Source organism: Chryseobacterium arthrosphaerae, from assembly GCF_001684965.1.
Lineage (GTDB): Bacteria > Bacteroidota > Bacteroidia > Flavobacteriales > Weeksellaceae > Chryseobacterium > Chryseobacterium arthrosphaerae.
The window spans coordinates 3189693-3201721 of the sequence record NZ_MAYG01000001.1; the positions used below are offsets into that span (position 1 = coordinate 3189693).

The following is a 12029-nucleotide window of genomic DNA, read 5'->3' on the forward strand; positions in this document are numbered from 1 at the left end:
CTTATTCGATATCTTCGTTTGGAAAATCATCTTCTTCTTGTGGGTCTTCATCGAATCCATCAAAAATCGTAGTCGTATATGACGTTTTCACTTCGTTTTCAATTTTTGGAAAGTGAAGACTATAACCAATTATTGGAATTCCGTTATTTACGTTCGGTGTTCCCCTTTCATCTAAAGCATAAATTAAAAGCAAGCCTTTTTTCTCAGCAGCTCTTTGCTCTTTTATTTCTTTATTCGTTGTAAACCCATTTACTGTTAAATCAACTTGCCTATCTTTCAAATCATCAATCTGATTTTTTGCAATCAAATAAAAGTCGCTTCCTCGAGTGATTTTTGGTTGGTTACGAACACTACAACCTAATGTCAGTGATTCATTATTGAAATGTAAATCATAAGTGAAAACATCTTCCTTTTCCTGTCTTTCATTTAATGGTGTGTTACCACTGTAATCGATAAACACTTTTTCATCAGTATTAGAAACTATACAGATATTCCATTCTTTAATGGTATTATCTTTAGATTGAGCTTTAATATAATCGCTTAAGGTTGCATTTTTAATGCTCGGCTGTTCAATTTTGAAAGCATCAATAAAATCACAAACTGATTCAATTTCAATTTTAGGATAATATAAATATCTAATTTTTCCTCGCGTCTCCTTTCTGTTTTGAGCTTCAGGAAATCCAATTACTGAAATTAAATTATTAAGTGTTTTAAAGTTACTTTCAATTGCAGACTTAGTTTTCAATAATTGGTAGGTCTGCGGATTCGTTCCGGAAAAAGAAATTTCAATTTTTTTCGAGAAATGTAGTTTTGCCAAACTTGTAATTGTCATTAAACCGTGATGATTTCTAACTTTTAACCTGAAATCTTTCGGACGTTGATGAGAAGCAGTCATTTCATCAAAATCGTTCCGCATTTCTTCAGTCGCCATTGTGATGTGGTTAAACCATTCAAAAATCTGTTCTGTAGTGTATAATCTGCACAAATCAACATAACCCGGTCGATAGCCAAACCAGCGTCCCATCTGCATCAGGGAATCATACATTTTTGTTGTTCGCAAATAATAACTAACGGATAGACCTTCCAGTGTAATTCCCCGTGACAGTCTGCTTCCTCCAACAGCTATTACAGACAAACCGTTTTCGTATCTATTATAATCAATTTCTTCAATATTGTGATATTCTAAATTTGCTGTAGAACGAGTTCCGTGAACAGAGCGAACATCAATTTTAGAAACTGCTTTTTTTAATTCCCCTTTTACTTCTTCCCAAGAATGCTGCCTAATTCTGATGTCTTTGTAATCCAAATTTCCTAACACATTTTCAGTAGTTGGAACAAAATCTGTTTCATATAATCCCTTTAATTCCTGTAAAATCTTGGTATCATCACTTCTAATAGCATTGGCGTATTCTTTCGTCTTTTCGTTTACTAAATAAGCTACCCTATCAATCCATTTTACCAGCAACGCAACGTGAACAAGCATTGAATTATGTTTATTTTCCTGTCCTCGTAATCTTCGTATTGCACATGTAAGAATGAAAGACTTTATTGCTCTTTCTAAACTTTTAGGAAGATATTCCGGTAATTCCTCCTTATTATTTTTATTAATAGTCTTGAAAAAAGGAGGATCATAGTCGTCAATTGCTCTGAAAATATCCAATGGTTCATTATCATCTCCACTTGGATTTTCAAAGCCAAATATTTTTGCAGCACCAATGTAATTATTAGGAGCTTTTATGTTGATAATAAAATCTCTTGGAAATAAATCTTCGCCGATTTTATATTCCTTGTTTTTCACAATTGTCGTTGCATTTTCATCGTGTTCTTGTGAAATAAACAAGTTTGCATACGGTGTTGCTGTATAACCGATGAAAGTATTCTGATTGAATAAGTTAAGTAAAGTTCTTATTAATCTATTGATGGTTTTGATGTCTTCAATACTTTTGCTTGCATTTACAGAAGCCGCATCGGCTTCGTCATCAATTACCAAAACAGGAACATCAAACAGCTTTGGAGTACCGTCAACAATCTTTGCATTAACGTCTTTTGAAAACCAATCGATAAGGTTTTCGAGAATGCTTTTATTTTTTTTTATAACAAAAACAACCGGATTTTTTCCTATTGGAATATTTAATCTATTCGCAACCGATTGACTAAAATCACCTTCATCCCCACTTTTGTAATAGGATGAAGTCAAAGAATAAATATCAGTATTTACTTTATATTTTCCAACGCCTATTATTTTATTTTCATTTTCTCTGATGAAAGCAGAACTATTTCTACCAATATAGCCAGAATCAATTCTTTCCTGGGTTTGTCTTCTTAATGAACTAATTGTTCCTGCAATTACAATAATTACTTTGTAGCCTGCGTCGGTAGCTTTATTAATCAAACCTACATAGTTAGAAGTCTTCCCCGATTGAACGTGACCAACAACCATTCCTCTTCTGTCAAATGATTTTGTTTCTTTTGGATTTACACATTTATCAAGGATTTTATCTGTAAAATCGTCCAAATCGTTAACTGGAAAAGCAGGGTCGTTCTTCTGCATATCCAACTTGTATCTATTCCATAATTCAAAGTCGATATTTACCTTTTCATCGTTAAGCCAAGGCGTAACATTCTCATCATAAAGTTCTGTAATTGTCCCACTTCCTATGCTAAAATCGGCATGGAGTAATTCAAATAATAATTCCTTGTCTACACTTTGAAACTCTATTGCAGACGAAATTTTATCGTTTATAATTTTTAAAATTGTATTATCATCAATTGTATCACGAGGAACTAAATTTAGATAGGCGTGACAAATAAGTTTTGCTGTTTGGTTTACATCGTTCATTTCAAATAGTCATTAATTAATGGAAATAAATTAAAAGGTGTTGAAGACATAATTTGTTGTTTTGCCAAAGATTCCGGAATACCTTGCTGAATGTAAATTTTATACAATTCAACAGCTAAATTCAGTAAATCATCACTTGGAGTTTCAGAATGTTTTTCTAATTCATGAAAGCTTGGGTCTTCGTTTTGGTTGTTTAGAATAAGCTCCACAGGAACATTTTCTTCGAGAAGCTGCAATGCCTTTGATATCAATTTATTTTTGTCAGCTAACAAAGAATTAATTATCGGGTGTTTTCTGTTGATCTTATATTTTTTGATTCCTTCACGAGTAATTTCATCTTTCCACAAAGGTTCAAAATTTGAATTCGAAATTTGAGAGATAGATTTTTGCCCCCGCCAATTATAGATCTTAGCGGATTTCATAATTGCTATTTTCGCAATCCTCGAAAGCTCCCGACGAATTCCTATTGGTGGTGCTGCTGTAGATTTTTTAATATCAAGATTCCAATTAAAATCATTTGAATTTGAAAAATTGACTGATATTCTTGCTAATTTGGCGTAGTCCCTTTTCTTTTCCAATCCCAACCAATCTCCTGAAACAAGCAATCTATCTCCACGGTAAACATAAAAGCCCTGTTGTTGAAGCCAACCAAGAGAACCTCCCGTTTTGTCGTAATCTTCTTTTCCAATTTCAGACATATGAGGCAAAACAAAATAGGTAACCTCTACATCTCCAAATTTTTCCGGTAATCCCATTTCTGGTTTTGGGTCAAGGTTTAGTAAAAAAGGATTATATGATTCGATTTCTTCATTTTGAAAAAATATTCTTATTCTTCTACTTTCGATAAATTTATGAAAAACCAAACCGAGATGCTCACGTACATTTTCCATTTCCTGGTAAAATGCATTTTTTACACTCTCGTTGTTGCTTTCAGCTTTACCTACTATTCTGTCTAATTTCTCCCATAAAACCAGCGTTCCACATTTTTGCTCATTTATTTCATTAAGGAAACTTGAATCAGAAATATAATCTAATAATTGCCACTCTTCTTCATCATTAATAAAATCAATATCCCAACATCTTTTTATTGTTGAAAAATTTACCCGTTTAGAAACACAAGTCAATCTTTTACATTGAGAAAACGAAGCAGTTTTCAATCCCATTCCAAAACGACCTAAATCTTTTTCAGACCGTTCATCATCGGGATCTTTGCTTCCTGGAGTCATTGCTAAAACCAATTCGTCCTTATTCATTCCATCTCCATTATCTCTAATGGAAATAAAAGAGTGTTGGCCTTCCCATTTATAATGTATAGAGATTTCATTGGCATTTGCAGAAATACTATTATCTATGATATCCGCAATCGCAGTCGATAGATTATACCCAAAGCTTCGGTAAGAATTAATCGTTGATTTGGGATTTGGTTTGGCTATTTCGGCTCTAAATTCGTGCATTTAATTATGAGTATCAGTCTTATTAGTTTTTTGTTTGTAAATTAATAACCAATTATTAATATACCTTATAATGGAAGAGTCAATCTTCCTGATGCATATAATGTTTCAAAAAAAATCATTACAGTTTGAAAATCTTGATTTTTTGCATAACTTTTTCTAACTGCTATTACCAAATAATCCACTTCATGCATCATACAAACCTGAAATAGATCCTTTAAAAATTGATAATTCGTCACCGCTCTGCCTGCTTCAACTTCTACTACCGTCTTAAATTCTTCATTGTAAGCATCAGCATCAAAATATTTTTCAAGTCTACCGTTCATACCGAATAAAACTGGAACCTTAATTTTATCATTAGCCCTTTTAGACAATTCAACTTTATAATTCAATTTCAAGAGGCTTGAAGTTATCTTTTGCAAAACCTCATTACTATGTAAAAAATGTATCTCTGAAGATATTGATTCCTCATTAAAATTGAAAATATCCACAATGTCTTTTAAATGTGACGGTATTCCTTTTCTCTTGGGATAATATTGCCAATTTATCATCTTATCATCTCCCTTATCGTGGTGGCAATTCCCTGCGCCATTAGTACCGGTACAGCATTTCCGATTTGCTTAAATGCTGCTGTTCTACTTGACTCAAAGAAATAGTCATCGGGAAAGGATTGAATTCTTGCAGCCTCTCTTACCGTTATAGAACGGTTCTGATTAATATCCGGGTGTATATAATAATGCCCATCTGCAGATATATGGGCAACAACGGTATGAGAGACTCCTTTATGATTTACAACCTGAAAACGGTTGGTAAATGCTTTAGTATTATTATGTTTTATCAGTCGTGGAGGAAGCTCAGCATAATTTAGTCGCTTACCTTCATTTACCCATTTATCAACAGCAATTCTATAGATTTCAAGATCATTTTCATTATTGAGTCTTGAAATATGCTGTGTAGTAAATGAAATACCATTTCTAATACCAGAAGCCTTTAAATAATCATTTGTATCTTGAATATATGGAGATACTCCCCATTCGCCCTGTCCGCTTTTAATTTTTGGCAGATCAGAAAACAGATGTTTTGCTATTTCAAATCGTGTTTCAACCTTATAAAACCTTGGATATTCTATTTCTAAATTATTTTTCCAACCGATAATAATTACCCTTTTTCTGTCTTGCAACACACCAAAATCCTGTGCATTCAATACTTTTTTATCAAGTTCGTAACCGGCTTCTCTCACTGCATCAAAAATTAACTGAAGGTAGCGACCATTATTAGCAGAGAGTATACCTGGAACATTTTCGAAGACAAACATTTTCGGTTGATACTTTTTCAAAAATTCAACATAATGTTTGTAAAGGTGATTTCGTGGATCATCTGTCATGTCTTTCCTCACTCTTCCGGCTACAGAATATGCCTGACATGGAGGCCCACCAATTACTAAGTCAATTGAATCATTACCTAACTCTTCGTCAATTTGATCAAATATTGTCGGTAAGGTTTTTTCTGAAATTTCTGTATTGATTACCGATTTTATAAGATGATTAGGAATTCTCTCCCAAAGTTCTTTTCTTGTTATAGTTCCTTCTAGATAATCATAATATTCATTTATTCGCCCCTCTTCTCTCAACCAGTGAAAAGCAGTTCGAGTTCTTAAAGTATCACATGCATCTTTATTCATTTCAACGTGAGCAACAGGAGTAAATCCTGCTCTCACAAAACCTTCTGAGAGACCACCTGCACCTGCGAATAAATCTATAAATTTTAGTTTTGACATTTTATTTAACTTAAAACAATTACTTTTAATTGTTTAACTAATTATTTTTTTACAATCTACAAAATTACGGTGTTTCTGTAAAATAAAATACCGTAAAATTACCTATAATCCCTATCAAACACATTTTTTGTAAATTTACTTCTGTTCTACCGTTTGTAAATACGGGAACCCGTAAATATGCAATTATGAGTGATAAACATACTCCTGAGCAGAGAAGATTTAATATGCAGCAGATAAAAGGAACAAATACAAAACCTGAAATACTGTTAAGGAGACTTCTTTTTTCTAAAGGTTTCAGATATAGGATAAATAATAAGAATTTACCGGGGAAACCTGATATTGTATTAAAAAAATACAAAACGGTAATTTTTGTAAATGGCTGTTTTTGGCACGGTCACGAAAATTGTAGATATTATGTTATTCCGAAAACCAGAACCGAATTCTGGACTGATAAGATTAACGGTAACAAGAAAAGAGACAAGAAAAATACTGAATTACTAATTCAAATGGGATGGAAAGTTATAACAGTATGGGAATGTGAATTAAAAAAAGATAAAGTAGATCAAACAATAGAAAAATTGATAAATGAGCTCCACGATAATCTTTTAGCCTAACCATTGCAAATTCATTTTTTTGCCGAATATTAGCCTGAAATAGGGCATTCATGAGTATAAAATTTTATTTAAGAAAAAAAACCGGAGAAACAAAAATCAGTTTCAGATACTGTAGGGGCAGAAAAGATGATACTGTCCTTACAACGCCATTCTCAATCCTGGCGGAACATTGGGATTCAGAAAATGAATGTTACCGAGAAAGTCTGCGAAAACGGAACCCCAAAAATGAAATTGATAAATTGCTTAACAAAAATATAGATTCCATAAATCTAAAATTAAGTGAATTTAAAGTCTCTTTGAACGGTTTTATTTTAGATAATAATTACCGAATTGACAGTGATAAGATTAAGGGTTTTATTGCAAAAAATTACGGTAATCCACCTACAAAAGCATTAAAACCTGTACAGTCTCCAATACTACTTTAAATTCTTCCACTCAACAATGTCAACAAATAGGGAGTATCGAAACATATCCTTATTCTTATAATGCTACAACACATATTTTAGATATTGATGGAGAACGTTATTACATTAAACATAGTGATTCCAAGGAATTAATTCTTCAGGATTATGAATATTACGATCAAAATGGTGACGGAACAAAGGAGAAAAGATTAGATTACTATAAAAAATAAACCACCAAAAACTGAAATCCATCATGAATTATTTAAACTACCTTGAGAATCTTGATTTCGAATCAATGATTACAACTTCATTTCTATTGCCTTTCTTCGCTATAATGGTGGTTATTAAAATTCTTTCAGCAATAATTTTTTCTTTCGTCCCGGATGATTATGATGATAATCCCTATCAAGTTACCGTTTTTTCGAATATACTATTGTACTTTATTTTCTCTTTCTTTATTCTAACAGTATATGATTATAATGATAGGAAAAGTATATTAGATTTCCGGTATTCTCAAAATGTATTTGAGGAAAATTCTGAAGAATTCGTAGTGAAAGAAAGTACTAAATTAGAAAATGATCAAAATATTAATACTAAAGATTTAAATTCTATTGCAAGTAAAACATTTTCTTGGGATGATATAGCAATTACACCCGAAGCTGAAAGACTAATAGATAATGCGAACCTAACCGAGAAATATGTAGGATTATCATCTGAGGATATTATCAAACTAAAGAAAATAATGAGTGATCCGAATCCTGATCCATTATCTAAGGCTGAAAACAAGATTGATGTTGGAGTCACTGAATGTAAATGGTGTGGAAAAAAAATTGATATCAAAGCGATGATCTATACCTCAAAGGATTTGTTAGGAGTAATTGTAAAACCTAAGTCTGAAGACCCTTTTGAGATGATTGCTTCTGTAATGACGGTCTTAACAGTAAGTCCCAAAGCCTGCATTGAAAGTTATGAACTCCAAGATGCTAATAAACATAAATATCAACTTATTGTAACCGATGAAAAAGAATTCTGTTCGTTAAAATGTGAAAAAGAATTCAAAAATAACAGAGGATATTAAATAGAAAATAAACTTATGAAAACATTATCAATTATTGGAATTTTAATCAGTATTTTAGGAATCATATTGTGTTTAGGAATTATTGATAATTATGTCGAATACGGTAGTAAACTTATTGAATATTTAAATTTAAACCATAAAGAAATTAAACACGAAGTTTTATCAATAACTTCTGTATTAGATACCGGTAGAATCATCTGTTTTATGCTAATGGGACTTTTTGTATTCCACCTATTTATATGTATTCAAGTTTATCGTTCTAAAACCTTATAAGATTTCCATTCCTAAAATATTTAATAAAAAAAAACCTGAAATAATTTTCAGGTTTTTTTTTGTCAAAATTTATTCCTTGGCAAATGTTCTTAATGTTAAGAAATGATATTAAGAGACTGAACGATAAAATCTTTGATTAAATATTATATCATATAGAAAAATCCGTAAATTAGTAGCAAACTGCTAATTATCCATGAAAAAATTAAATTTAAATATCCAACATATCAACAAATTTATTGTTTCGATATGATTTCTTACATTTCTCAGAAAAACGGGATTAACAATTTCTGCATTTGTGAGGATAGTCTTACAGCAAGCATATTTGATTTAATTAAATATCTGCCCTCAGAGTACATCACAGACATTATAAAAAACAGTCTTCTTCATGACAAAATCCCCACTGATTGTGGAATACTCCTAAGTCTCTCTTTTTGGGATAAATGGAATCCAAGAAATACCATAAATGAAAAATATGTAGAACCTGACATTTTTTTACGATTTGAAAACATTGATATTATTATTGAGGCAAAGAGATTTGATTATTTCCAACAGTTTGATGATCAGATAAAAAAAGAAATTACAGCATATTTTAACGAATATGGTTTTGAAAACAAGGATTTATATTTTATTCAATTAGGAGGTATTTATAATCATGATGATGATAATGATTTAACAGATGAATTTTATACAAATAAATCTGTTAAAGTTTGTAAAACAACTTGGACTAATTTATTAAATACTATTGTAAATTTTAAAGAATATATATTATCTAAAAATAACCAAAATGAACAAAATATTATTAGAATTCTTGATGATATTATCAAAGCTTTTGAAATACATCAATTTTATAAAATCAATTGGTTAAATAATTTAAAGGAAATCTTAATAGACCAAGCCAGCTTTAATCATTTAAGTTATTGCGAACCAAAAATAACAAATTGGTTGTCCGGATTATCAAATTACAAAATTAACACTAATAAAATAATACTTTTTCCTTATGCATAACTTAAATGAGAATTTAACAGAAGTTAGAAAAGCCTACCGATTAATTTATGATTATCAGAAAAGAATTCTGGATCTCATTAATTTTATCAGAAGTAAATACGACTTTATATATTTAGGTGGTTTTTCAAAGTTTAGCAATGTTTCACCAAGGAATGGTTCAGGCAATTTGACATTTTGGTCATGGGACTGGTTAAATCTATATTTCTATGAATTTCATTTTCATAAAAAGATCATAAATAAAGATGAAATAAGATTTTCTATTTTTTTAATTTCTGATTCTGGATATTTCGATAAAAAGAAAGATAATAGCATACAAAAGACTAATCCTGATTTATTTTTGGAACCGGAGGCTTCTAAAAGCAAATTAATATTTGTAATAGGAAAAAATACTTGGGAATTATTTAATACAGATAATTGGAATAATACGGATTTTACAACTGGAACTTACGGCCACAAAGAGGATGAAAAAGGAATAATGCTATTTAAAAGTTATGACTTAGATAAATTTATAGATGAAAATACAGCAAAACAAACACTTATTGATTTTCAATCATACTGCATAAATTATGATATTAATCTACCAATAATAGAGCGAAAAATTATATAACAGGAAACATTGTATATCAACCGCCGTGTTTAATTCCATCTAACATATTAATTCATATCTAAATAGTAATAAGTATGAAAATTTCGTCATTTGCAATAAACAAAATTATACCATATATAGTCGATGCAAAAAAGGGAAAAGAAATCGTAGAATTTTTCAACAACTACGGCTTTAGAGATGTTTATGATGAGAAAGGGCTTCCAGAAGTTGGTAAATTAAACGGATCGAGACCATCAAAAACAGAGTATACCAAGAAAAGATTAAATGAACTAAATGGCAGTCAAAATCTTAGAAATTTACTAAATAATTTTGTAAAAGATAACACCAACCACTTATCCGATTTTAACGGAATATTAAACCCAGAAGGCTATGTAATAGAAGACGTAGACGGAAAATTGTTTATTAATGGTGGTATCATTAGTAATGTTGAACCTATTAAAAATGAGGCACATTTTCGAGATATTGAATCTCAAATTTTAAAAGCTTTAGATGATGCCGAAGTTTCTATTACAGTAGTTATGGCATGGTTTACAAACAATAGGCTATTTCAAAAATTAATTGAAAAACAAAAAGAAGGCATTGAGGTAAAACTTGCAATTTATGATGATGGAATTAATCGGAAATTTGGTGTTGACATTTCTAAAATTACACATATTAAACTTAAAAGAGGCGCAAGAGGAGGTCTTATGCACAATAAATTTTGCGTAATAGACAATCAAATTGTAATAACGGGATCATATAATTGGTCAGATAATGCAGAATTTAAAAATGATGAAAATATCACTGTTGAATATGATCCTAAACAAGCCACAAAATATTCTGTTGAATTTAGAAATCTAACATCAGATAAATGACATTAGATATATTTGCTAAAAGACATGATTTGGATGAAAATATTTTGCACTCCAAATTTAAATTTCTGCGTGATCAACCAGTCCTTTTTGAAGAACGGAAAATACTTAGAAATTGGACCAAGGGGTTTATTGACAGAGATAATAAAATAATAAAAGAATTTCAAACAACTTTCCATTCAAGTTTTTGGGAATTCTACTTATATCGTGTTTTAAAAGATGCCGGCTTTGAGATCGATTTTACACATAACAGTCCTGATTTCATGATCAAATACCCAATAGAATTAAATATAGAGGCTGTTATATCAAATATAAAAAAAGGAGGTTTAGAAGAAAAGAATAGAAATTCGAGGAACATTCTAAGTATGGTTACTCCACCATATTTACAAGATAACTATAGAGATTTTTTAAATGAGGCGATTGCCAGAAACTCTAATGCTATTCATTCTAAAAGTACAAAATATTTAGAAAAGTACAGAACCAAAAGTTGGATTAAAGAAGAAACACCTTTCTTAATTGCTTTGAGTTCATATGGACAAATTGATTACGGAAGAGAATATTATTATCCACTTTTGGCTTTACTGTATGGCTTATATTTTATTCCTACCACAAATGAATTTAAACCCGTTACAGAGATCTCTAAGCCTGACAGCAATTCTTTAATCACCGTCGGTATTTTTAAGGATATTAAGTTTGAACATATTTCAGCTATCATATTCTCTTGTACAACAACGCTAGGTAAACTGACATCCTTAGCTATATCTGATTCGAAGTTCAAATTTCATCCTAATACTGTTATAAATATTCGAGAGGATTACGAACCGCCAATTTACAAGATTCAAACTGTGTCTTTTGATAATCCGGAAGAACTTTCAGATGGTCTTTTTATTTTCCATAATCCATTAGCTAAAAATAAAGTTGCAAAAGAAATTTTCAGTCATACAAATGCGATCCAATTTAACTTTGAGAATGACGAACTAACCGTAGAAGGAGAAAACCTACCAATTGTCTCTAGACTAAATATTCCAAGTTATATGATAAACAATCTAGTACTTACTGAAATTTCCACGAAATTTAATCTTAATTTCTAACTATCGTCAATGATTTAGTACTAAATCTATATATGATTA

12 protein-coding genes are annotated in these 12029 nt (G+C 30.7%); 8 read left to right on the top strand and 4 right to left on the bottom strand.

Features of this window, described 5'->3' with window-relative positions; translation table 11 throughout:
• Position 1: 1 nt before the first annotated feature.
• The 4 genes from BBI00_RS14335 to BBI00_RS14350 form a co-directional block, all read right to left on the bottom strand.
• Positions 2-2839: a Z1 domain-containing protein gene (locus tag BBI00_RS14335; RefSeq protein ID WP_065399390.1), complete on the bottom strand. Its 2838-nt coding sequence runs from the start codon at positions 2837-2839 to the stop codon at positions 2-4.
• Positions 2836-4293 (bottom strand): ATP-binding protein, encoded by a 1458-nt coding sequence (locus tag BBI00_RS14340; RefSeq protein WP_065399391.1) that lies wholly within the window; start codon positions 4291-4293, stop codon positions 2836-2838. The genes BBI00_RS14335 and BBI00_RS14340 overlap by 4 nt, the downstream gene beginning before the upstream one ends.
• A gap of 65 nt (positions 4294-4358) precedes the next feature.
• Positions 4359-4781: a hypothetical protein gene (locus BBI00_RS14345; protein ID WP_228394765.1), complete on the bottom strand. Its 423-nt coding sequence runs from the start codon at positions 4779-4781 to the stop codon at positions 4359-4361.
• 56 nt (positions 4782-4837) lie between these two features.
• The gene (locus BBI00_RS14350; RefSeq protein ID WP_065399393.1) at positions 4838-6067 is read right to left on the bottom strand and encodes a DNA cytosine methyltransferase; all 1230 of its coding nucleotides are present in this window, start codon (positions 6065-6067) and stop codon (positions 4838-4840) included.
• A 185-nt stretch (positions 6068-6252) separates the two neighbouring features.
• On the opposite strand from BBI00_RS14350, the gene BBI00_RS14355 reads away from it, so the two are divergent.
• The 8 genes from BBI00_RS14355 (at position 6253) to BBI00_RS14385 (ending at position 11990) form a co-directional block, all read left to right on the top strand.
• A complete protein-coding gene (locus BBI00_RS14355) occupies positions 6253-6681 on the top strand; it encodes a very short patch repair endonuclease (RefSeq protein ID WP_065399394.1) in 429 nt (142 codons plus the stop codon).
• Positions 6682-6731: 50 nt separating this feature from the next.
• Positions 6732-7106 (top strand): hypothetical protein, encoded by a 375-nt coding sequence (locus BBI00_RS14360; RefSeq protein WP_065399395.1) that lies wholly within the window; start codon positions 6732-6734, stop codon positions 7104-7106.
• Positions 7107-7338: 232 nt separating this feature from the next.
• The gene (locus tag BBI00_RS14365; RefSeq protein WP_123902283.1) at positions 7339-8163 is read left to right on the top strand and encodes a hypothetical protein; all 825 of its coding nucleotides are present in this window, start codon (positions 7339-7341) and stop codon (positions 8161-8163) included.
• A gap of 15 nt (positions 8164-8178) precedes the next feature.
• Positions 8179-8436, top strand: a complete 258-nt coding sequence (locus tag BBI00_RS23090; protein ID WP_123902284.1) for a hypothetical protein — start codon at positions 8179-8181, stop codon at positions 8434-8436.
• Between the two features lie 246 nt (positions 8437-8682).
• Positions 8683-9441 carry a hypothetical protein gene (locus BBI00_RS14370; RefSeq protein ID WP_065399397.1) on the top strand — a complete coding sequence of 253 codons (759 nt, stop codon included), beginning with the start codon at positions 8683-8685 and terminating at the stop codon, positions 9439-9441.
• Positions 9434-10048 carry a hypothetical protein gene (locus BBI00_RS14375; protein WP_065399398.1) on the top strand — a complete coding sequence of 205 codons (615 nt, stop codon included), beginning with the start codon at positions 9434-9436 and terminating at the stop codon, positions 10046-10048. Before BBI00_RS14370 ends, BBI00_RS14375 begins: the two co-directional genes overlap by 8 nt.
• Before the next feature lie 74 nt (positions 10049-10122).
• The gene (locus BBI00_RS14380) at positions 10123-10902 is read left to right on the top strand and encodes a phospholipase D-like domain-containing protein (RefSeq protein ID WP_065399399.1); all 780 of its coding nucleotides are present in this window, start codon (positions 10123-10125) and stop codon (positions 10900-10902) included.
• Positions 10899-11990 carry a hypothetical protein gene (locus BBI00_RS14385; protein ID WP_065399400.1) on the top strand — a complete coding sequence of 364 codons (1092 nt, stop codon included), beginning with the start codon at positions 10899-10901 and terminating at the stop codon, positions 11988-11990. The genes BBI00_RS14380 and BBI00_RS14385 overlap by 4 nt, the downstream gene beginning before the upstream one ends.
• The last annotated feature ends 39 nt before the right edge of the window (positions 11991-12029 follow it).

What these genes read in the sequence shown, in the direction of transcription:
- BBI00_RS14335 (WP_065399390.1), bottom strand. Translation starts at nt 2,839, where the DNA reads ATGAACGATGTAAACCAAACAGCAAAACTTATTTGTCACGCCTATCTA.
- BBI00_RS14340 (WP_065399391.1), bottom strand. Translation starts at nt 4,293, where the DNA reads ATGCACGAATTTAGAGCCGAAATAGCCAAACCAAATCCCAAATCAACG.
- BBI00_RS14350 (WP_065399393.1), bottom strand. Translation starts at nt 6,067, where the DNA reads ATGTCAAAACTAAAATTTATAGATTTATTCGCAGGTGCAGGTGGTCTC.
- BBI00_RS14355 (WP_065399394.1), top strand. Translation starts at nt 6,253, where the DNA reads ATGAGTGATAAACATACTCCTGAGCAGAGAAGATTTAATATGCAGCAG.
- BBI00_RS14360 (WP_065399395.1), top strand. Translation starts at nt 6,732, where the DNA reads ATGAGTATAAAATTTTATTTAAGAAAAAAAACCGGAGAAACAAAAATC.
- BBI00_RS14365 (WP_123902283.1), top strand. Translation starts at nt 7,339, where the DNA reads ATGAATTATTTAAACTACCTTGAGAATCTTGATTTCGAATCAATGATT.
- BBI00_RS23090 (WP_123902284.1), top strand. Translation starts at nt 8,179, where the DNA reads ATGAAAACATTATCAATTATTGGAATTTTAATCAGTATTTTAGGAATC.
- BBI00_RS14370 (WP_065399397.1), top strand. Translation starts at nt 8,683, where the DNA reads ATGATTTCTTACATTTCTCAGAAAAACGGGATTAACAATTTCTGCATT.
- BBI00_RS14375 (WP_065399398.1), top strand. Translation starts at nt 9,434, where the DNA reads ATGCATAACTTAAATGAGAATTTAACAGAAGTTAGAAAAGCCTACCGA.
- BBI00_RS14380 (WP_065399399.1), top strand. Translation starts at nt 10,123, where the DNA reads ATGAAAATTTCGTCATTTGCAATAAACAAAATTATACCATATATAGTC.
- BBI00_RS14385 (WP_065399400.1), top strand. Translation starts at nt 10,899, where the DNA reads ATGACATTAGATATATTTGCTAAAAGACATGATTTGGATGAAAATATT.